The sequence below is a fragment of the Psychrosphaera algicola genome, from assembly GCF_028401425.1.
GTDB lineage: Bacteria > Pseudomonadota > Gammaproteobacteria > Enterobacterales > Alteromonadaceae > Psychrosphaera > Psychrosphaera algicola.
Genome location: NZ_JAQOMS010000002.1, coordinates 1929136 through 1952199 on the forward strand (window position 1 = coordinate 1929136; position 23064 = coordinate 1952199).

Below are 23064 nucleotides of genomic sequence, written 5' to 3' on the forward strand. Positions count from 1 at the left end.
GACGGTCAATTTACTACTAAAGTCGTAGATAAAAAACCGTTTACTGGTAATAAGTTATAGCATGTCTACCTGTTCGTACCAGTTGGGTGTAATTTAACTACAAATAACAACAATTGATGTATTAAGTGCAATTAATAGATGCACCAAGTAAAACTTTTTATAAGAAGTTCATAGATATTTTAATGATTTAGCTCTGTATCGTGTTGATTCACGTAAATTAACTAAAATTCGGGAAACTTTCAGTTGTAGATTAATTACAACGAACACCCGTTAGAAAAATAGTGAATATTGCTAAAAAAATGGAGATAAATACTGAAAACCAGCACATTGAAACGCTCGACATCATTAAATGTGGTACTTGTACCATGTAATTCGAGGTTAACGGGATAAACTACTCATGCGCAATTAGTGAGTTAGAACAATAAAAATTTTGAGACTCAAAATCTAGGCACAAAAAAGCACCCTAAGGTGCTTTTCTTTAGATGCTTGGCAACAATTACTTTTTGCCCAACATACCGAAACGGTTTTTAAACTTATCAACACGACCACCAGTAGTAGCAGCTTTTTGCTGACCAGTGTAGAACGGGTGACAAGCTGAACATACGTCTAAGTGAAGGTCTTTACCTAGAGTAGAACGAGTAACGAATTTGTTACCACATGAACAAGATACGTTGATCTCGTTGTACTGCGGATGGATATCTTTTTGCATTTTGGATTACCTCAGTGGGCCGCATCGCCATCCGATCTTAATGTCGAATACCATACGAAGTTAATAAAATTAAGGGCGCGAATTATAAATGGAAAAATAAAAAGATCAAGGCTTAAACTGCAGAAATAATCAACGACGGACTTGTCGACGGTTATTCTGGGCTTCTTCAATTAATTTAACTTGTTCAGGATTTATGTAAATACTGCTACCAGGGTATGGTTGGCCGTAGGAGTAATTCCAATTTTCAGGTTGAAACTCCGAAACCAATCGATTTACACGATTGCACAGCTTGACCTTAGGTTTAAACCCAAGTTTTTTCTCATAGTCTTGCAAATAGCTACTATCTATTTGCTCAAATGCTAATATACAGTATCCTTCTGTAGAATAAATTCTTGCTTCCTTAGCATCTACATTGTTATTAAATGTAAGAGTCCCTATAAAGGTAGCTAACCCGAAACTCAAAATATGTCGAAACGAAGCCATTAATGAATAACGCCTATAATATAAACCGCATCAAAAGTAAGTGATTGCTAATCTGATGTCAAGCTATCTAATTGTTGGCGCATGCCATGTTTGAGTTAGAATATAAAATAATACGCGTTGCGTTAAACGTACCGCTGCGTCGATTATTCGATTATGCCCTTACAGAAAAGCAAAACGGACTGACCATTTGTGCTGGCCAACGTGTGCTAGTACCCTTTGGAAATAAGTCCCTTGTGGCTATTGTTGTTGAGTACGACGTCACCACGGACATCCCGGATTCTAAGCTTAAATCTATTATTGAAATGATAGATAGCCAGCCTGTCTTTAACGAAGAGCAAATTGGCTTTTTAAATTGGGCAGCCAAATACTATCAACATCCACTAGGCGATGTTTATTACAGTGCTTTACCCAAATTATTGAGAGAAAACAGACAACTAGAGGCTCTTTTACCTGAATCATTAGTTGCAACGCCAATGATGCCAAAACGCAGTGAGTTTTCTGCCAACGCCAAAAAGCAAATACAGCTCTATGATCTTTTAAAGCACAAGACACTAAGTCGAATCCAATTGGCAGACCACGGGATTACCGCCCCCACTATTAAAAAATTTGTCGACCAAAAGTGGGCGGAATGGCAAAACATAAAGCCCGCCCCCACCACGATTGATAAATCGCAACTACAATCAGGTTTAGCGCTAAATGCAGAGCAAGCACTCGCTGTTGCCGCGATAAATCAATGCTTTGGTCACACAACCTTTTTACTCGATGGTGTCACCGGCAGCGGTAAAACTGAAGTTTATCTGCAGGTAATTGAACAACGTTTATTAAAACAGCAGCAAATTCTCGTGTTAGTGCCTGAAATTGGGTTAACTCCACAAACCATAAAACGATTCGAACAACGATTTAAGCTTTGCATTGCGTTATGGCATTCCGGTATGACGGATAAACAAAGGTTTGATACGTGGCAAAAGACCCAATCTGGCGAAGCCAAAATCATCATATCGACTCGCTCTGGAGTGTTTTTACCATTCGCAGATTTAGGTTTGATTATTATCGATGAAGAACACGACCCATCATTTAAACAACAAGACGGGTTTAAGTATCACAGTCGCAGCATCGCACTTTATCGCGCCAACAAATTTCAAATCCCGGTTGTTTTGGGATCGGCAACGCCGTGTTTAGAGACTTTAAACAATGCAATGACCCAGAAGTTTCATCATTTAAAGCTGAACCAACGTGCAGCTGGCAGCCAAATGCCAACGATGAAACTGTTAGACCTAAATTTATGTCCACAGGATTCCGGCTTAGGAACTCCGTTGATAGAACGCATCGGTGAACAACTAGCCCAAGGTCATCAAGTGATGCTGTTTATTAATCGACGTGGTTATGCGCCTGTATTGATGTGTGAAGAGTGTCATTGGCTAACTGAATGTCATCGTTGCTCAAGTTATATGACTTACCATCGCAATATCAACCAACTCATTTGTCACCATTGTGGTCATCAGCATCCTACCGTTCACCAATGTATGAGTTGTGGTTCAACACGATTAACCGCGGTTGGCGTTGGTACCGAACAACTTGAATATAAATTGCGAGAATTGTTCCCTGATATTCCTTTAACTCGCTTGGATAGAGACAGCACAAGTAAAAAGGACAGTTCCAGAAGTCCTCGAAAAGATAAATCAAAAAGGCCCTCAGATCATCGTTGGCACACAGATGATTGCCAAAGGACATCACTTTCCTAATGTCAGCTTAGTTGGCGTAGTCGACGTTGACGGTGCCCTTTTAGCAGCGATTTTCGTGCTCCTGAAAAACTCGTTCAGCTCATTGTCCAAGTGAGCGGACGCGCTGGTCGAGGCAGTATAAAAGGTGAAGTTTGGCTGCAAACCCGATTCCCTGAACACCCGGTCATTCAAGATGTTGTAAACAACACATATAATGATTTTGCCGTATTTACGTTAAATGAACGTAAAATGTTACATTTGCCGCCGTTTTCTCACCATATTCTATTAAAAGCCGAATCGACCCACGAAACAGCGGGTCTTGAATGGCTAAATGGACTTTTGCCACATTTAAGACAATTCCCAAATCTGCAAACTTTAGGTCCGAGTCCAGCCGCCATGATGAAAAAAGCCGGTAAATTCCGCTTTCTTCTGACATTACAGTGCCAATCTCGACCTTATTTGCACAAAGTTGTCGATTGGCTCATTGAAAACTTGGATACTATTCAAAAGGATAATAGAATCCGTTGGAGTATCGACGTTGATCCTATCGATCACAACTAAATTGAATTAAGGCTCTTTGCCCATGAAAAATAAAGATTACGTGAGTCAACCTAAGCAAAAAGACCCAAGCCCCCAAAAGAATCAACACCACCAAAAAGACCATTTCCAATCATAAAAGCAATTATTGTTTTATCTTTGGTCGCGGGTTTTGGTTATTTTCTATTAAATATCAAAGATGACGGGCTTATTACCGACGGTGCAAATCCAGAAACGAAACCTAATGTTGTTAAAAAACAAGCGGTTCCACCTCCACCAGAAGATGAGACTTGGACTTTTATTGAAGAGTTAGAGAACAAAAAAGTAAAAGTTACAGCTGATGAACTCGAAGACAAGGGGCCATTTTTGATGCAATGCGCCTCGTTACGGCATTCAGACCAAGCTGAATCTTTAAAAGCGAAAATTGCATTTGCCGGTTTCGAGTCACAGGTAAAACGTGTCGAAGGCAGCAGCGGAGTTTGGTATAAAGTTATTTTGGGGCCATTCGACCGCAAACGTGACGCTGAAAAAACACGTCATGTATTAAAGAGTAATAACATTAATTACTGTGAAATATGGTTGTGGCGTTAAGTAATACCAATCAACAGCAGCAACAACAATAATTTTTGTAGCGATAATAAAAAGCCACTGATGTCAGTGGCTTGTTTTATTTCATAGCAGTTGTCTAGCGACTTTAACTTCCGGCAATTTGCATATTTTCTATTAATACTGAACCCGTTTGGACCGCTCCTCGGCGTTCAACGTCACCACCAATTGCCACTATTTGCTTAAACATTTCGGCTAGATTACCAGCAATGGTTACCTCAGAAACTGGGAATTGGATTTCACCATTTTCAACCCAAAAGCCAGCAGCACCACGGGAATAGTCACCGGTTACTGTATTTACACCTTGTCCCATTAACTCAGTCACCAGCAGACCTGTGCCCATTTGCTTTAATAAAGCATCAAGATCAGGTTCAGTATGTTTCACCAACCAGTTATGAATGCCACCGGCATGCCCTGTGGATTTCATGCCTAATTTTCGGCCAGAATAACCAGTGAGTAAATAGGTTGTTAACACACCAGCATCTATAATTTCTCTGTCTAACGTTTTAACACCTTCCGAGTCGAATGGACTGCTCGCCAACCCTTTCATGATATGTGGTCGTTCACTAATGTTAACAAAGTCTGGGAAAATTGATGTACCAAGCGAATCCATCAAAAATGATGAATTACGGTATAAACTGCCGCCAGAAACAGCCGAAACTAAATGCCCAAATAAACTCGAAGCGATTTCGGCATGAAATATAACTGGTGATTGGCAGGTATTTATTTTTCGAGCACCTAACATAGAAACAGCAGCCTGCGCCGCTTTTTCACCGACCCAAATTGGGCTTTTTAGTAGGTTAAATTCACGTTCTACGGTATACGCATAATCGCGTTGCATGTCTTCGTCAACTTGTGCAATTACCGAACAACTCAAGTTGTGTCGCGTACTTGCATAACCCTCAATAAAGCCCTCACTGCTACCATAGACTTTAAAGCCTTCATACGAAGAAAGGGATGCACCGTCACTGTTCGTTATTCTTGCGTCGGTTTCGAATGCGGTTTTTTCAGCTTCAATACAGTACTTAATGGCTTCTTCTGGACTGATTTGATGCGGATGATAAAGATCTAAGTCTAGAATATTAGTGGCTAGCTCATCATTATCGACCAATCCAGAACATTCATCTTCTGATGTATACTTAGCGATGTCGATGGCCGCTTTAACGGCTTGCTTCAATGCGTCGTGAGTTAAATCTGCGGTTGAGGCCGAACCTTTATGTTGTCCAACATAAACGGTGATGCCTAACGCACCTTCTTGATTAAATTCGATATTCTCTAATTCTTGGCAACGACTTGAAACTGTGATGCCTTTTGATTTACTGATAACAGCTTCCGCAGAGGTAGCGCCATAGGTTTTCGCCATTTTCATTAAGTCGGCGATGGCGTCTTTAACCTGACTAATATCCTCGGAAACATCATATTGCTGGGACATATATACTCAAAAAATTTAGTGAAAATGCTCGCGTGAGGATAGCATAAAACCTATACTCCAGTTATCAAAAAATAAGACTTTTTTATCCTATGACAAAGCCATATTATTTAATGCCTGATGATGAAAATTACATCAGTAAAACAGAAATAAAGAAAGAAGTTAAAGAGCTACAAGCTTTAGCTACGCAGCTGACTAAGTTGTCTAAATCCCAGCGACTAAAATTGCCGGCGAGTGACGAGCTAAGAGAAGCATTCAAATTAGCTGACAAGATCAGTAATAAGCCAGACGCATTACGTCGCCACTTTCAGTTTATGACTAAGTTGTTACGTGATGAAGATATCGAAGGTTTAAAACGTGAATTGCATAAGTTTATTGCGCCTAAAAATGCACCTGACAAATTTTCTCTAGAGATTGAAAGTATCCGTCAGGGACTTATAGACAATGGAGATAAGGCAATTGACGCCCTACTTGAACGTTGCCCTTCCTTGGATAGACAACGTCTTCGTCAGCTGACTCGTCAAGCTGCAAAAGAAGTTGCTAAAGAGAAACCGGGCAAAAGTTTTAAAGAGATATTTCAGTATATTAAAACTGGACTGCAAAACGTTTAAATAACTAAGTTATAAAAACGTTTTGCTATCTTAAAAGCTTGGTTGAACTGAATTCAGTTAGCTGGAAACCGCTTATTGGGTGCCGCCAACAGTCATCTCATCGAGTTTGAGTGTTGGTTGTCCTACGCCTACCGGAATACTTTGCCCGTCTTTTCCGCAAACACCGACGCCCTTATCCAACGCTAAATCATTGCCGACCATAGAAACCATTGCCATTGCATCTGGCCCGTTGCCGATTAATGTCGCCCCTTTTACAGGTGTACTAATCTTGCCGTCTTTAATTAAATAGGCTTCAGAAGCCGAAAACACAAACTTGCCCGACGTTATATCAACTTGACCGCCGGCAAAATTATTAGCATAAATTCCGTCTTTAACACTGGCAATAATTTCTTCAGGGGAACTTTCACTAAGGCAACATATAAGTATTGGTCATTCGTGGCATGGGTAAGTGAGCATAAGACTCTCTTCTACCGTTCCCCGTTGGCTCTACGCCCATTAAACGAGCATTCATCTTGTCTTGCATATACGACTTTAATACGCCGTCTTCAATCAAAACATTGTATTTTGATGCAACACCTTCATCATCGATGTTAATTGAACCACGGCGATTTAGCATAGTGCCGTCGTCAACAATAGTACATAACTCAGAGGCAACGGATTGACCAATCTTACCACTGTAGTTGCTTGACCCTTTTCGGTTAAAATCACCTTCAAGACCGTGCCCTACCGCTTCGTGCAACAACACATCAGGCCAGCCATTACCTAATACAACTGGCATAGTACCTGCCGGCGCTTCGATAGCGTCTAAATTAACGGTCGCCATCTTAATCGCTTCGTCGGCAATCTGTTGGTATCGTAATTTACCATCGACTAATTCAACAAAAAACCATAATCTGTACGTCCACCAGCGCCTGCGCCACCACGCTCTCGACGACCGTCTTTTTCTAAAACAACAGAGCAGTTTAAGCGGACTAACGGACGAGTATCTGTTCCCCACGTCCCATCGCTTGCGGCCACTAAAACTTGTTCATAAACTCCTGAGATGCTTACTACGATATTTTGTGATGTTGGTGATTGCTGACGGATGTAGCTGTCGACGCTACGCAACAAAGCAACTTTTTCATCATTTGACATTAAGTTTAACGGATGACGATCAGGGTAGATTTTATTAGCTTTAGTTTTACTAAAGACTTGTTGTTTTGCATGTGCACCCGCGGCGCTTATACTTCTGGCCGTTGTGGCCGCATCGTTAATTGCTTTAGCATTGATATGGTCAGAATAAGATAAGCCCGTTTTTTCGCCACTAACCGCACGTACGCCAACACCTTGTTCTATATTGTAAGAGCCATCTTTGATGATCCCATCTTCCATCACCCAAGATTCATGATAACTCGCTTGAAAATACAAATCTGCGTAATCCAACTTATGTTCAAGCATGATTTCCAAACCGTTAAATACATCCTGTTCGGTCAATTTATTTGCGTCTAATATATGTTGCTCTACACTATTCAAAATTGTCTCTTTACTTTAATTTGTAGTTTATTCGGTTGTGTTCTGCGACGGGCATTTGACGACGAACTTGTGCCAGATAATTAATATCTAGCTCCGCGCTATATAAGCCAATGTCGAGTTTGGCGTCACTTAAAATTTGTCCCCACGGGTCTACTATCAAGCTGTGTCCGTAAGTTTCCCGGCCATTTTGATGCCTTCCCACTTGATTACAAGCCGCAAAATAACATTGTGTTTCAATTGCCCGGGCCTGCACCAATGTATGCCAATGAGCCGCTCCTGTGGTTTTAGTAAATGCACTCGGCAATAAAATTAAATCTACCTCAAAGTCTTGTCTAAGTATTTGAAACAAGCGCTAGGAACCTGAGGTCATAACAAATCGCTATTCCAACGTTTAACTCACCAACCTTAAAAATCGCAAGTCTGTCCCCCGCCTCTGCAGTATCAGATTCTCGGTAATTTTTAGTGCCATCGGCAACGGTAACGTCAAACAAATGGATTTTTTGATAATCTAAAACTAATTCGCCTGTTGGGCCAAATACCAAACAGACGTTTTTAAACTTTTTACTGTCGTTGCCAGTAATTGGCATGCTGCCAGCAACTAAGTAGATCTTAAATTTACGTGCGATATTTGCCAAATCGGCTTGTAATTGACCTGCGCCAATAGGTTGAACGATGTCAAAACTGCCGGACTCTTTACCACCAAAATACGCAAAACACTCTGGTAAAACCACAATATTACCGCTGACTTCATCGGCGCGTTCGTTCAATAAAGATTGAACCGTCGAGATATTTTCCTCAACATTCGGAGCGGAGGTCATTTGTAAGTTAAATACTTTTACCATGGGCCGTCTCCCTTTTCTGCTGTCTCTGGTTGTTTATCGTCTTGATTGACTTTTTTCTTTTTAGCGCCTTTGGTCTGACGTTTTTGTTTTACGTCATCGGGTAACTTAACGGTGCGCGTAAAACGCTCCACTTCTTTTACTTTTGGATCGGACAAGTCACCGGTGATCTTTAATTTAATTTCAGATACCACAGGAGCATTTTCAATAATTTTGTCCAACGCTATAGCCGCCAATAATGTCAGTCCACCATCAGCTGGCGCAAACCAAGCCGCTATTGCAGGAAGACTCGAAGTCACTTTCGGTTTAAAGCTAACATTATAATCTAGAGTATTTTTAGCAAGGTCTGTTTGACCCGCCATATTCATATCACCAGCAACACCATCCATTTTAATATTGTCGGTTAATGCAACGCCATTACGTAAAACGATATCGCCTTTGATGTCATTATAAAAAGGCCCTTGGCAAAAACATCACTGAAATCAAACTTCAGTTTACGATAAAGCGAGTCTAGGCTAAATAATGAGAATATTCGTGCCCCCTGATCGCTTATCTCGCTAAGCGAACCTTCACCCAATTTAAAATCGGCTTTACCATTTAATTTTTCATAACTAAATTCATGTGGTGCAGTATCCCATCTTAGGGCTAAATTAATTGTTGCATCACTTTCTTTAATACCAGAATTTAACCCCCAATTTTGTAACCACTTACCGAAGTATCGAGAATACAACTTACCTTTCAGTGAGGTAACACCGCCGGCTTCGTTGCCAAGCCAACTTCCCGTCGCTTCCAATTTAGTTCGTTCATATTCGAATGAGAATGTCTCAATGACCAGTTTATTGTCCACAGGTTTTGCTGTGAGTTGAACTTTACCTAATGGTTTCTCATTAAATGAGCATACTTCACATTTAAATCGTATTGGTGGCAAGCTACAAATAAGCTCTGCAGAATCGGTTATCGAATTACTGACGCGAGCTTCAACAGGTTGCACCGTTTTATCTAATCCGATATTTTCGTTAGGTGTCTGACCAATTGGAGAGACAAGGCCTGAAGAAATTAGTTCTGACGTTTTAGTTTGTGCTGCTGTTGGCTCACCACTAGTGACAATTTGCAAAAACTGAGAATCAATTAGGATCCCGTCTTTATTTATATCATTAAATACCGTTATATCAGTCAATGTCTGCTGCGCGCCAATCGAAAACAACCAGCCCGTTGCTTTATTAGTGGCATTTAAACTTACATTTTTCCAGTCTTGTCCTAGAATATTAAAGTGCGAAATCACCCCATTTATGGCCGTTGGCGCGTCTATAACGCCTATGCTACTAGGATCAGATTCAGGTAAGGCGTGGATTATATCTAAGACGAAATTTAGTGTTGGTTCAAATTCAATAAAAGGCGTATCGATTGAAATATCAAAGCCCGATTCTGGCAATACGCCCGTCCCGCCACCAATGGCTAAATGCGCGCGTTCTAAGCGACTTGAGCCTTCTGGTATTTCTGCGGTAAAGACAAGTCTATTTTCGATTTCAGCAACAATACTACTATCATCCTGATCGCCCGATACTGATATATCTAAGCTTGCATATTTACCCGCAGCCTTTTCTAGTGGCCCAGAAATATTCAATGCGACATCGGTCAAATCTGATTTGCCGTCTACGACATACTGAAATGCTTCGTCATCGATATTAACTTCGACGTTGAGCATTGATGAAAACTCACCAGATGCGTGTTCAAAGACCGGTAATTCAAACACATTATTTAGTTGATCAACTGACCATGTTGAAACCAAGTCACTTTTTATATGGTAACCGTCTTCACCTTGAGCACCAGAAACATTAAATGTCACCGGCAGTTTATGCCAATCAGCAGATTTAGCTTCAACACTAAACTTTTCGTTGGCAAAGGTAATTACTGAATCTATCTTTTCAAATTCGGTATAGAGTTTTGGCAAATTTAAAGTCGACTTATGTGTATCTAATGTCCCCGATGCAAACACTTGAGGGATATCGCCATTTGGCAATGGACTGCTATCCGTTGGAATAACGAGTTTGATATCGGCATCTGCCGCTCCGTCCAACAGCACAAACTCAAATACATCACCAATAATATCTCTCAAAGGCGTTTCAGCAACTAATAGATGGAAGTCGCTGAGTTGCAATTGTTGCGGTGTTAAACTCAAATTAACGTTTTTACGCTCCCCCACTAAAGGAATACTCGCTAAAACGTTATTGTCGATAACTAATGAACTAAATAAACCAGACTCCGCAAAAATGTCCATCCGGTCTTCTGTCACAGTCAACTTGGCATTCATTTTTTCGATCGCAGGCCAATCGGGATCAAATTCAAATTGGCCATCACGCAGCTTAGCTTCAACAATGAACTTACCGCGCTCACTAATAGCCAATTCAGAATTGAAAACTTGGTCAATCTTACCGTCTATTAAAACGCGCGTAAGTTCGCCGCGTCCTGTATGAATGGCTTTCTGGAGATAATCGTAAGTTTCATCGCCAATCAAATATCGTGGCAGATATTTTCCGATTTTACCCTGTGTTGGACCGGTAACCTCGGCGTACAAAGACAAGTGACTATTTGCCAATTCACTGTAACTCAACGACATGTCTAAATTGATTTCATTGTTCTGAAAAACCACCGTTGGCATTTCCATAACAAAACTGCCAGATTGCCAACTAAGCAATGTTTGTAGTTTTAATTTTTGATAAGTAATTGTGTCGCTAAATGTATCTTCGGTCAGCAAGGTGCCGTTTTTACCGTTAAGGTCCAGCCAAATATCCTGGTCTTTCCAATAGGCTTTAAACTCTAGATTTTGCACCCCCATATATGCTTCTTTGGCCGTAGCTTTTGGCACAAAATCAAAATCGACAACATCTAAGTAGCCGCTTAATGGCAGGTCTTCACCCCATTGCATCTGCAATTCGCCGACATGGCCTGCGACATTAGAGTCGGCTAACAAACTAAATTGCTTGGTGGCGGAAAATAGCGTGAACAACTGGGTTACCGCGGTTAAGTCAAATTTATTGGCCTGTAGTTGCGACTTTTCAGTGCCATATTTAACGGTAAAGTTAAATGGCGAAGGACGATTTACGTCGGTGACTAATTGGATTTCATTGCCAAACAATAGCCAGTTGCCTTCAGATTTCCACCATTGTATTTGCGCGCTTTCAACGTTTAAGTACTTATCTTGTTTCGCTTTTTGCCAATTCAACTTACTGTTATTGACGTCTAGCAAGATGTTTTCCACAAGGCCATTTTTCACTTCGCCCCAAACGGAAAAATTCGCATCTGTGCCTTTAACTTGTATGTGTTTTCCTACCAGTTGTTTTAACCATGGTGTTACATCCATGTTATTGGCTTCAAAATAAACTTGGCCAAAAATATCGGTACGGCGTTGTCCGTAAAGATCGACAACGACATTCATTGAATTCGTAGAAAATCCATCGACGTAAATTTCACCCTGACCTTGATGTCGGTTACCGTTATTTACTCAGGTTAGGTTGTCTAACTGAAAGTTTTGTGATTCGCCGTCGTCGTAATTTACAACGATAAAACTGTCTAGAATTCTAAATTGTTGTACTTGAGATAAAAATAGATGACTAAGACTTTCAAATAGCTCGCTTCCTTCGCTACTTGGTCTAACTTTAAAAAACACCGCACTGTCGATAGACGAACGAATTCCGTCCAACAAAAAGGCACTCGTCACCATTTTTTGTTGGCTTAAGGATTGCCAAAAGTTAAATTCTATACGTGTTTCAGCAATGCTAATATCGAGTGGCGCAGATGGTGACGGGGCGAGTTGCACGTCTTTTAGGATTATGACAGGCCCAGAACGATGCCAACTAGCATCAATCCCGCCAATATGTATTTCTGCAGAAAACTGTTCAAAAAGGTAGGCTTCAATATCAAGTCGATATTCGTCGGCATAAGGTAAAGAATACTTTAAGACACTGATCACAACAGCCAAAAGCACAACACTGGTAGCAATACAGCCCCATAGTATCTTTGCGCATCTAACAAACAGTTTCTTTAACAATCTTTTTCCTTTCTGCTGTGGTGTAAAGGCATTAGGCACCACCAGCAATACGATCAACTATCTAAATGAAATTTAGAATTGAATATAATAGACATCCGCACAATCGATTATGCAAGAGGTGTATTTATCTTTGAGTTTGAAACAAGAGATAAGTTCTATTAACTGGCCAAAAATTCCAAATTAAGGGTCGAATTCAACCCTTAATTTTACGCAATTTTATGTGCAAATAATATAACAAATCAATTTACTTAATACAGATATCAAGTGCCTGTGGCATTAATTCAATGACATCGGTGGATATAATACCGATTTCGCCATTTTTTGCAGTAATATCTCCTGCTAAACCGTGTAAAAATACCGCTTTTTGTGTACTTTTTTGTAGCGCTGTCTCATTTTTGTCAAAATTTGTCATAACACCCGCAATTACACCCGCTAAAACATCCCCCATTCCTGCTGTTGCCATACCCGGATTACCTGATCCATTGATCGCAACATTAACGCCGTCGGTAATAATACTACCGCAACCTTTTAACACGACAACCGCACCAAATTTGTGAGCAATATCCCGAGCTATAGCGACGCGATTTTTACTGACATCAAGAACGGAAATATCCAACAAACGAGCAGCTTCAAGTGGATGTGGTGTTAATACCCATTTATTTAAGTTTTTATTCTTAACAAGAGGATCGTAATACTTGCAAAGTAAATTTAGTGCATCCGCATCAAGTATGGTTGGAATATGCGCTAATAAATCATCAGCGACCAATTGAGTGAAAACACTTTCTCCCCAAGGCGCGACAGACAAACTAGGGCCAACGACCAAAATATCGGCGTGGCTAATTCTGTCTTTTATGGACTGGTCCATTTCGCCATCACTGCCAAAAACCATTAATTCAGGCGCTAAACTGTTAATCAAAGTGACATTTTGTGGATGTGTGATCACCGTCACTTTGCCAGCCCCAGAACGCAATACGGACTTAGCTGCCATAAAAATAGCGCCGGGCATACCTACCGCGCCACCAATACAGACGACATGCCCAAAACTGCCCTTGTGACTATTAAATTTTCGTTTCTGTAGTTGGGCTTGTATGGGGGATTTTAACCAAGTCGCCGTCGCAATATTTGAATGATTTAAACACTGCTCGATTCCTAAACCAGAAAACAATAACGTGCCACAATAATCTGGACCATCACCAGTAACCAGTCCAACTTTTAGGCCAACGAAGGTGACTGTATAGGTAGCTTTAATAGCAAAATCAACAACATGCCCAGTATCACCGTTTAAACCACTTGGTAAATCGATAGCAATTATTGGGAGTGACAGCGTACTAATAAATTCTAAGGCAACGCGATATTCATCTCTTAACGCTCCATCAAAACCAGTCCCCAATAGTCCATCTATTAACAAACTAGGATGTAATTCATCAACAAGATCTGGCAATTTTTCTAACCCAACTATTGTGCCGCCATGGGATAAAAACGACTGCCGAGCAATTTCTGCGTCTCCTCGAAGTTTAGATTGCGGCTTAGGTGAAAACACAGTCACTGGCATATTAGAGTGATTAATCAAACGCGCAACAACGTATGCATCACCGCCATTATTGCCTGTGCCAGCAAGCACAATAATATGATTAGCATGAGAATATTTAGCAAGAACACAATCAAAAACAGCGTGACCTGCCGCTTCCATCAGTTGGTACATATCTATACCCTGCTGCTCAGCACATTTGATTTCCCCAATTTTATTTGTTCAGCTAAGTATAGGTTCGATGGTAAAGTGTCTATGGTTTCTTTATATATCATTGGATGTGCAACTATTTTGAGTGCTTCTACAACTAACTATTACCAACTTGCCAAAAATATCAAGATTTGGGGACAGGAACTTGGATTTCAGCAAGTCGGAATTTCGGACATAGATTTAACAAAACATGAAGATAAGTTTCAACAGTGGTTGGATAAAAATTACCACGGTGAAATGGAATTTATGGCTCGCCATGGCACAAAGCGAACTCGCCCATCAGAATTGCTACCCGGAACCGTCTCTATAGTCTCTGTTCGACTTAACTATTTACCCGCTGATGCCAAGTTTGCAGCAACACTTGAAGATGATAATTTAGCTTTTATTAGCCGATATGCTTTAGGCCGTGACTACCATAAACTGGTACGTAACAAATTAAAAAACTTGGTCAAAAAATTGCCGCGGAAATTGGTAACGAAACACTGAACTTCCGTCCATTTGTAGATTCCGCTCCCGTACTAGAACGTCCTATCGCAGAAAAAGCGGGGTTAGGTTGGGTTGGTAAACACTCACTTATAATAAATGAGGAGGCAGGTAGTTGGTTCTTTTTAGGGGAACTATTTTTACCATTACCTTTGCCTGCCGATATGCCAGTTGAAGAGCAATGTGGAAAATGTGTGGCGTGTATTACAACGTGCCCAACCGGCGCGATTGTCGAACCTTATGTCGTTGATAGCCGAAAATGCATTTCGTATTTAACAATCGAACTAAAAGGGTCAATTCCTGTTGAATATCGACGTGCGATGGGCAATAGAATTTATGGTTGTGATGACTGCCAACTGATCTGCCCATGGACTCGCCAAGGGCAACTAACGAATGAAGATGACTTTACACCAAGGGCACAGTTAACCGCCAAATCACTTTTGGCGTTATGGCAATGGACCGAATCCGAATTTCTAAAAATACTGAAGGCTCGCCAATAAGACGCATTGGTTTTGAAAGTTGGAGCAGAAATATTGCAATTGCATTAGGAAATGCCGCTTTTTCATTAACCATAGTTAACGCACTACAGCAAAAACAAAATCAGATCAGTGACCTAGTTGATGAACACATTGACTGGGCATTGGCTGAGCAACAATTAAAGTTTGATAAGTTAAATGGTAAAACAGATGAGAAACCGCGGAAGCTTCAAAGACTGATTAAAGCAATAGACATAGGGCTACCTAGAGATGCAAGGTAGGCAAGTGGAAATAACGTGCTCTAAACGAGCACGTTGACAATCATCCAAATTACTGTGGCTCTACGTTCGCCGCTTGTAATCCTTTTTGACCATCTTCAACTTCAAATGACACAGGTTGGCCTTCTTTCAGAGTTTTGAACCCATCACCAACTATTGCGCGGAAATGAACGAATACGTCCTGACCACCGTCATCTTGAGTTAAAAATCCATAACCTTTTGATTCATTGAACCATTTTACTGTGCCTGTCGTCTTAGACATAAAAACCTCTAACTTTATATATTAACTTAAAGCGACACCAATCGTCGCAAATATCCCTAACCAGACAGTGATAATTGCACGGTAACTTTCTAGCTATACAACTCAACGTATCTAAGACGAAACGAATTTTATAAGCATGTATCTAACAGAAGCATCTAACAATGTAATCTGTCTAATTAAAGACCTAATAACGTTACCACAATTGAATTTGAATGCTAATGAATTATCGATGACTGTTAAATTAATTTTTTATTATCTAGCTCTTTTTAATACTCATTTTGCCTATAAGGCCTGATCCTTTGCGCATTTATAAGACAATTTCGTACTAATATCATTTTGAATTTGGTTGTACTTTGGTGGATTTTTCCTGTTTATCAATCATGTCTAGCTGACGAGAACCACACTTTGCCAATACGTTTTCCCGTTCTTTATTGGTATAACTAGTCCATGCACAAATTTCGGTGATCGTCCGAAAACAACCTAAACAAACATCTTCTGCGTTCAAGCAACAATTACGAATACACGGAGATGAGATTTCCGTCATAACAGTTTTCCTATGAGAAAGGTGCTAAACATCTAAAGTAGAATTAATGGGCAATAAAACTTGTAGCAACATTTTGGTCAGTAAATTCAGTTTCCGCCAAAGCGGGCTTAATTTGCCATTTCACGTCATTACAAAATTCGAGAAAAGAAACAAATAAACTTTGTTCGTCTAGGTCGGCTTCTTCAATATCTTGTTCTTTAACATCCAAAGACAAAATAATAAGAGTATTTCGACTTGTTGGTAAGCTATGGAAAAACAAACTTAATTCATCGCTAGGAACATCACCAATTAATACCGGCATAATCGAAAAATCGGTTAAACACGTTTGTAGATAGGGCAACTGAACTTCAATCCGAGCAGAGTGGTAATGCGCAGTATCATCTGCAACAACAAAAGGTAATTTTTGCAACTGCGTACTTAGGCACTTGTTAATTGGGACTGCACCTAGAGGCGTGGTGAATTGATCACATGCCGGTACATGAATGCCAGTAGACTCGCCTTCTATGCAGCTAATCACAACCACTTGATCGATTACAGAAGACACTTTTGAAAGGTGCCTATAGGCGGCAGCGGTTATCTCACCACAATTTTGTATCGCATTGTGAGGAACGACTAACGCATAGGGCTGTACATTCGCTATTGGGTAAGCCAATAACAACTTGGCTACAACGGTGATGAGCTCATCAGCGTCGGCAGGATAATTATGACCTGCGGCACATGCTGGACGAATGACCATTAAACAACTCTGTCTGTAAACATATAGAATAGTATAGATGACAACGAGATTACAGCTAATTTAAATCGACATTTTCTACGATTCATTTATTCAATGATGACTATCGATTTTTGTAAATATTAATTTTAAGCAGGAAGCAATATACTGCTCACATACCAACTTAGAGGAAAAGATTATGTTTACAGTTATATTTGGTCGTCCAGGATGCCCATATTGCGTTAGAGCGAAAGAGATCGCTGAACAACTAGTTGAACAACTAGACGATTTTAAGTTTCGCTATGTCGACATTCATGCTGAAGGCATTAGTAAAGCGGACTTAGAAAAAACCGTTGGTAAGCCTGTTGAAACAGTTCCACAGATTTTTGTAGACCAAACACATGTTGGCGGTTGCACAGAATTTGAAGCTTACGCAAAAGAAAACCTAGCGTTATATCAATAAATTTGTCAACGTCCTTACGTTAACTGTTAAGGGCGTTTTCATCTATTTATTGTGTAAACAAATTGCATTAACTTGTTGGAAACAATCGTAGTTAAAATGTAACAAATTGAATTTTAGTGTTTTTTATTAAACAAAATATTAAATTATGTCTTCTAAATTAGCTTTTTATTAGTAAAGGCTAAGCTAACGTCTTCGAATTAGCCGCTATATTGTCAATATTATCTTCTATAAACCGTTAAAACTCATGTTAAAAACGGTTGGGATCAGCTATTCTTCGCTTTTTTACAACTGCCTCAGATATTATGCGATTTCCCGGACGTCGAAAGTACAAACATTATTTCCCTGTTGAACAAAAAGATCCTGTCAGTAACAAGATCGATACCGATGTTTTATTAAAACATCCTTATGTAGTTGGCATTGACCAAACCATTGTTGATATCGAGAGCAGATGTGAGCCAAGAATTGCTCGACCAGTTCAGCTTAAAAGTCGGACAGTCGCAATTAGTTGCCCCAGACCTTGCTGAAAAGCTATATGAATATTTACTTGAACAGAAACTAATCACTGATCAACACGCAGGTGGTACGATTGGTAATACACTTCACAACTATTCTGTTTTAGCAGATGACCGTTCGGTGCTCTATGGTGTGATGAGTAAAAACATTCAAGTAGGTAATTACGCCTATCGCTACTTATGCAATACGTCGTCAAAAGTTGACTTGCAACAGTTACAACCCGTCGATGGTGCAATAGGTCGTGCATTCACCTTAATTACACCAGACGGCGAACGTACCTTTGCGATTGACTCCGGTGTGATGAACAAACTTACCCCGGATTTTATCAATGAAGATTTGATTAAAAACGCCAGTGCATTTGTTATCAGCGCCTATTTTACTCGTTGTACAGGTGACGACACATTAGATAAAGCGACTCTTCAGGCTATAGAGTACGCCAACAAACACAATGTCCCTGTTGTACTCAGTTTAGGTACTCGATTTGTCATCGAAGAAAAACCACAATGGTGGCGCGACTTTATCAAGCAACATGTGCAAATTATCGCAATGAATGAAGATGAAGCTGAAGCCCTTGTTGGCAGTAACGATCCACTTATCGCCTGTGAACGAATGTTAGAACTCGTTGACTTAGTGCTTTGCACTGCGGGTCCTGTGGGACTTTATATGGCAGGTTACACCGATGAAAAATACAAACGTGAAACGCAGCGTCCGTTGCTGCCAAGTTCGATTAGCGAATTTAATCGATATGAGTTTTCCCGCCCATTAAGTCGTGCCGTTTGTGATAAACCTATTAAAATCTATTCTTATATCGCACCGTATATGGGTGGTCCTGAAAAAATCACCAATACAAATGGGGCTGGTGATGGCGCATTAGCCGCGTTGTTACATGATATCGCTGCTATTGACTACCACCGCATGAACGTACCAGAGTCGAGTAAACATGTTGTGCCAGCATTAACATACTCGTCGTTGGCTCAAATTTGTAAATACGCCAATCGTGTTAGTTTTGAGGTGTTATCTCAAAGCTCTCCACGTTTATCTAAAGGCTTACCAGAACGCGAAGATAACTTAGAATCGGCTTATTGGCACTAGTTGCTATTTAAGTTCGAGCAGAGTAATTAATACGAAACACCTAATAAAATGCCCACTAAAAATTAGTGGGCATTTTTTTGATGAATACATTGTTTTTTATAAACTAATTGTTGATTACTAACTGGCCATTTTGCCAACTTTTAACCAAAGGATTGACACCGAACGTATAGGCAAGCTCAGCTGGATGTTCAATTTCCCATAAGCACAAATCTGCTTTTTACCTACTTTCAACACGCCTCTATCTGTAAGTCCCAGTGCTTTAGCTGCATTTAACGTAACCCCTTTTGTTGCTTCTTCTGGCGTTAACTTAAATTGGGTACATGCCATATGTAACATGAGTTTTAATGAGCATAACGGCGACGAAGCCTGGATTATAATCACTGCCGATGGCAATGGGGACATTGTGCTCCCGAAGCGCAAAAATAGGCGGTAACTTAGTTTCACTCAATGTATAAAATGCCCAGGTAATAATACGGCCACAGTGTTTTTATGTGCCATTTGTTTTATGCTTTGCTCAGACAAATACTCCAAATGATCCGCCGATAGGCCATCAAATTCAGCCACTAACTCAGCGCCACTTAAATCACTCAGTTGTTCAGCGTGCAACTTTACAGGCAAACCCAACTCATCTGCTACGGCAAATAACCGTGACATTTGCGCTCGTGAAAACCCAATGCCTTCACAAAATCCATCGACCGAATCGGCTAAATCAAGTTCCACGACTTTAGGTAAGGTATCGGTAATTAAATAGTTAATGTAATCATCAGCACGGCCAGCAAATTCAGGAGGCAACGCATGGGCTCCTAAAAACGTGCGTGAAACCGACACAGGCAATTGTGCCTTTAGCTGACTAGCTACACGTAACATTTTGATTTCATTGTCAGTATCGAGACCATAACCTGATTTGATTTCCACTGTAGTTACGCCTTCGGAAATTAGCTGTCTAACTCTCTTTGTCGCACTAACTAATAGTTGTTCTTCATGTGCCGCTCGCGTTGCTCGAACTGTGGACAAGATCCCGCCGCCCTGCTCCGCAATTTGCTGATAACTAACGCCTGTCAACCGCTGCTCAAATTCTTTAGCTCGGGAGCCGGCAAAAACCAAATGGGTATGACAATCAATTAGCTCTGGTGATAAATAGTGGCCATTACCGTCAATAATTTCAGCGGCTTCAAACTCAGGAGCCGTTGACTCTGGGCCTAACCAAACGATATTGCCATGACGTAACGCAATACAACCGTGCTCGATCAAACCATACGACGCCGAGACACTCTCGTCCATCGTCATCAGATTTACATTTTTTATCAGTAAATCAACCACTTGATTTTCAGTCTGTAAATTCATCTAAACAGATCCTTAATTTTTCGTTTGGAATGCAACCATACAACAATTTAAAAGTTGTATATACATCTTTATTGTGGCATTTTCTCATTTAATCGCTAATGTGACAAATTGGATTGAATCAAGTATGGCAGCAAAATTTGAGCTAATAAAAAAATACATCTTAGAAAAGATCGAATCTGGCGAATGGCAAGAAAATGCTCCCGTACCATCAGAAAACAAATTGGCTGAAGAATTCAGTGTTTCAAGGATGACAGCACGCCGTGCATTAGAAGAATTAAGCCAAAAAGACATTTTGGTGCGAACGAAAGGTTCAGGTACTTACGTAGCTTCGTTAAAGTCTCAAGGCTCCATGTTTGAAATTCGTGATATCGCAGATGAGATAAAAGAACGAGGTCATGAATATTCTGCAACAGTTATTGAACTGGGTGAAATCGATGCAATTGCAGCCACTGCTATTGCCCTTGATGTAAAAATAGGGGCGCAAGTACACCATTCAGTCATCGTTCATAACGAAAACGGCAAGCCTGTGCAAGTGGAAGAGCGATTTGTGAACCCTGAAATGGCCCCCGATTATTTAGGTCAAGACTACACTGAAATTTCGCCGCACGAATATCTATCGCAAGTTGCACCGCTAACCGAAGCTCGTCACACGATAGAAGCCATATCTTCAACCCAACAAGTATGTGATTGGCTAAAATTAGTGAAAGAAGAACCTTGTTTGCAACTCATTAGACGCACTTCAAGCAAACAAGGCGTTGTGTGCTTCGCACGAATTATCTATCCGGGTTCTAGCTATCGACTAAGTGGACAACTGACCTTTTCCGACAATTAAAAACCCTGATAAAGCAAAATACCCATGACGTTCTACAACAATAGTTTGGTAAAAATAACAATAATAAAACCAATTTTACCCCTCTAAAAGAGAGAATAAAATATGAAAAATGAAAGATTAGACCCAACACGCAATATCAAAGCCCCTACCGGCTCAACTATCACAGCGAAATCTTGGTTAACAGAAGCAGCCAAACGCATGTTAATGAACAACCTAGATAATGACGTAGCTGAACATCCGCAAAACCTCGTCGTATACGGTGGTATTGGACGAGCTGCGCGTGATTGGCCGTCGTACGACAAAATTATAGAAGTATTAGATCAACTCGAAAATGATCAAACTTTACTGGTTCAATCAGGTAAACCAGTTGGCGTGTTTAATACTCACGAAAACGCGCCTAGAGTATTAATCGCAAACTCCAACATAGTGCCGCATTGGGCCAACTGGGAAACCTTCAACGAACTCGACAAAAAAGGCTTGATGATGTACGGCCAAATGACCGCGGGATCCTGGATCTACATTGGCTCTCAAGGCATAGTCCAAGGGACTTATGAGACATTTGTTGCAATGGCAAAACAACACTTTAATGGTGAAGCCAAAGGACGTTGGGTATTAACTGGTGGACTCGGTGGCATGGGTGGCGCACAGCCATTAGCAGCCACTATGGCGGGCTTTTCAGCGCTGGTAGTGGAATGTGATGAATCACGCATTGATTTCAGAATTAACACCCGATACGTCGATAAAAAGCGACAACGCTAGATCAAGCATTATCCATGATAAATGAGGCAACCAAAAACGGCGAAGCCATTTCAGTTGGCCTTTTAGGTAATGCCGCAGATATTTTCCCTGAGCTAGTAAAACGCGGCATAACCCCGGATATCGTCACCGACCAAACTTCTGCTCACGACCCACTTAATGGTTACTTACCCATTGGCTGGACAATGGAACACGCTAAAGAAATGCGTCTAAAAGACGAAGCTGCCGTCGTTAAAGCCGCAAAGCAATCCATGGCAGTTCAAGTTCAAGCTATGTTGGATTTGCAATCTGCCGGTGCTGCGACCACAGATTACGGTAACAACATCCGTCAAATGGCATTAGAAGAAGGTGTCACCAACGCGTTTGACTTCCCAGGATTTGTACCGGCTTACGTGCGACCACTGTTTTGCGAAGGCATAGGGCCATTCCGTTGGGTGGCGTTATCTGGTGATCCGGAAGATATCTACAAAACAGACGCTAAAGTAAAAGAACTTATTCCGGATAATCCACACTTACACAATTGGTTAGATATGGCACGTGAACGAATTCAATTTCAGGGATTGCCTGCTCGCATCTGCTGGATTGGGTTAAAAGACCGTGCGCGTATCGCACTGGCCTTTAACGAAATGGTGAAATCAGGTGAATTATCGGCACCTGTAGTTATTGGCCGTGACCATTTAGACAGCGGTTCGGTTGCCAGTCCAAACCGCGAAACCGAAGCCATGTTAGATGGCTCAGATGCGGTTTCTGATTGGCCATTATTAAATGCCTTATTAAATACAGCAGGCGGTGCAACATGGGTTTCTCTTCATCACGGTGGTGGTGTTGGAATGGGCTTTAGTCAACATTCTGGTGTTGTAATTGTCGCCGACGGTACAGATGAAGCCGGTAAACGAATCGCCAACGTGTTATGGAATGACCCAGCGACTGGCGTTATGCGACATGCCGACGCGGGATATGACATCGCAAAAACATGCGCAAAAGAACAAGGGCTTAATTTGCCGTCCATCGACCTTTAGTTCAGGCGAGGTTATCGAACGATTCGATTAATTCAATACGCTCACTCAATAATGTGA

The 23064-nt window shown here is 40.8% G+C and carries 15 protein-coding genes and 6 pseudogenes; 9 read left to right on the plus strand and 12 right to left on the minus strand.

All coding sequences use genetic code 11. The features are described 5' to 3' along the window. Positions 1 to 496: 496 nt before the first annotated feature. Together rpmE and PN838_RS10295 are read right to left on the minus strand one after the other, a co-directional pair. Positions 497 to 709, minus strand: coding sequence for a 50S ribosomal protein L31 (rpmE, locus tag PN838_RS10290; protein WP_215963979.1), 213 nt, complete (start codon positions 707 to 709; stop codon positions 497 to 499). 129 nt (positions 710 to 838) lie between these two features. After that, complete coding sequence (locus PN838_RS10295) at positions 839 to 1192, minus strand: hypothetical protein (protein ID WP_215963980.1); 354 nt, start codon at positions 1190 to 1192, stop codon at positions 839 to 841. Positions 1193 to 1278: 86 nt separating this feature from the next. Here PN838_RS10295 and priA point away from each other — a divergent pair, with 86 nt between their 5' ends. The 3 genes from priA to PN838_RS10310 all read left to right on the plus strand — a co-directional run bounded on the left by priA (position 1279) and on the right by PN838_RS10310 (position 4041). Beyond that, positions 1279 to 2934, plus strand: coding sequence for a replication restart helicase PriA (gene priA / locus PN838_RS10300; RefSeq protein ID WP_272180597.1), 1656 nt, complete (start codon positions 1279 to 1281; stop codon positions 2932 to 2934). Between the two features lie 90 nt (positions 2935 to 3024). Continuing rightward, positions 3025 to 3474, plus strand: coding sequence for a hypothetical protein (locus PN838_RS10305; RefSeq protein WP_272180598.1), 450 nt, complete (start codon positions 3025 to 3027; stop codon positions 3472 to 3474). Between the two features lie 135 nt (positions 3475 to 3609). Next, on the plus strand, positions 3610 to 4041 hold the full coding sequence (locus PN838_RS10310; RefSeq protein ID WP_272180599.1) for an SPOR domain-containing protein: 432 nt from the start codon (positions 3610 to 3612) through the stop codon (positions 4039 to 4041). Between the two features lie 103 nt (positions 4042 to 4144). Here the strand turns inward: PN838_RS10310 and pmbA are convergent, their stop codons facing one another. Further along, a complete protein-coding gene (gene pmbA / locus PN838_RS10315; protein WP_272180600.1) occupies positions 4145 to 5488 on the minus strand; it encodes a metalloprotease PmbA in 1344 nt (447 codons plus the stop codon). Between the two features lie 89 nt (positions 5489 to 5577). Here pmbA and yjgA point away from each other — a divergent pair, with 89 nt between their 5' ends. Further along, positions 5578 to 6096, plus strand: coding sequence for a ribosome biogenesis factor YjgA (gene yjgA, locus PN838_RS10320; protein WP_215963984.1), 519 nt, complete (start codon positions 5578 to 5580; stop codon positions 6094 to 6096). A gap of 72 nt (positions 6097 to 6168) precedes the next feature. On the opposite strand, the pseudogene tldD reads toward yjgA, so the two are convergent. The 5 genes and pseudogenes from tldD to PN838_RS10355 form a co-directional block, all read right to left on the minus strand. Next, a pseudogene (gene tldD, locus PN838_RS10325) lies at positions 6169 to 7608 on the minus strand (metalloprotease TldD). 10 nt (positions 7609 to 7618) lie between these two features. Then, the gene (locus PN838_RS10330; protein ID WP_272180601.1) at positions 7619 to 7912 is read right to left on the minus strand and encodes a nitrilase-related carbon-nitrogen hydrolase; all 294 of its coding nucleotides are present in this window, start codon (positions 7910 to 7912) and stop codon (positions 7619 to 7621) included. A 28-nt stretch (positions 7913 to 7940) separates the two neighbouring features. Further along, positions 7941 to 8450, minus strand: coding sequence for a nitrilase-related carbon-nitrogen hydrolase (locus PN838_RS10335; RefSeq protein WP_272180602.1), 510 nt, complete (start codon positions 8448 to 8450; stop codon positions 7941 to 7943). Continuing rightward, positions 8444 to 12537, minus strand: a pseudogene (locus PN838_RS10345) (YhdP family protein). Before PN838_RS10345 ends, PN838_RS10335 begins: the two are co-directional and overlap by 7 nt. Before the next feature lie 202 nt (positions 12538 to 12739). Continuing rightward, a complete protein-coding gene (locus tag PN838_RS10355; RefSeq protein ID WP_334313501.1) occupies positions 12740 to 14236 on the minus strand; it encodes an NAD(P)H-hydrate dehydratase in 1497 nt (498 codons plus the stop codon). Between the two features lie 78 nt (positions 14237 to 14314). On the opposite strand from PN838_RS10355, the pseudogene queG reads away from it, so the two are divergent. Continuing rightward, positions 14315 to 15473, plus strand: a pseudogene (gene queG, locus PN838_RS10360) (tRNA epoxyqueuosine(34) reductase QueG). 49 nt (positions 15474 to 15522) lie between these two features. On the opposite strand, the gene cspE reads toward queG, so the two are convergent. The 3 genes from cspE to amrB form a co-directional block, all read right to left on the minus strand. After that, a complete protein-coding gene (gene cspE, locus PN838_RS10365) occupies positions 15523 to 15732 on the minus strand; it encodes a transcription antiterminator/RNA stability regulator CspE (protein WP_215963990.1) in 210 nt (69 codons plus the stop codon). Positions 15733 to 16063: 331 nt separating this feature from the next. Next, entirely contained in the window at positions 16064 to 16276 is a 213-nt protein-coding gene (locus PN838_RS10370; RefSeq protein WP_272180605.1) for a DUF1289 domain-containing protein, read from the minus strand. A 43-nt stretch (positions 16277 to 16319) separates the two neighbouring features. Beyond that, entirely contained in the window at positions 16320 to 17012 is a 693-nt protein-coding gene (amrB, locus tag PN838_RS10375; protein WP_215963992.1) for an AmmeMemoRadiSam system protein B, read from the minus strand. A gap of 175 nt (positions 17013 to 17187) precedes the next feature. On the opposite strand from amrB, the gene PN838_RS10380 reads away from it, so the two are divergent. After that, positions 17188 to 17451 (plus strand): GrxA family glutaredoxin, encoded by a 264-nt coding sequence (locus PN838_RS10380; protein WP_272180606.1) that lies wholly within the window; start codon positions 17188 to 17190, stop codon positions 17449 to 17451. A 302-nt stretch (positions 17452 to 17753) separates the two neighbouring features. Further along, positions 17754 to 19056: pseudogene (locus tag PN838_RS10385) on the plus strand (inosine/guanosine kinase). Between the two features lie 103 nt (positions 19057 to 19159). On the opposite strand, the pseudogene hutI reads toward PN838_RS10385, so the two are convergent. After that, positions 19160 to 20400, minus strand: a pseudogene (gene hutI, locus PN838_RS10390) (imidazolonepropionase). 124 nt (positions 20401 to 20524) lie between these two features. Here hutI and hutC point away from each other — a divergent pair. Together hutC and hutU are read left to right on the plus strand one after the other, a co-directional pair. Continuing rightward, positions 20525 to 21232: a histidine utilization transcriptional repressor HutC gene (hutC, locus tag PN838_RS10395; protein ID WP_272182563.1), complete on the plus strand. Its 708-nt coding sequence runs from the start codon at positions 20525 to 20527 to the stop codon at positions 21230 to 21232. A 102-nt stretch (positions 21233 to 21334) separates the two neighbouring features. After that, positions 21335 to 23007, plus strand: a pseudogene (gene hutU / locus PN838_RS10400) (urocanate hydratase). Positions 23008 to 23064: the final 57 nt, after the last annotated feature.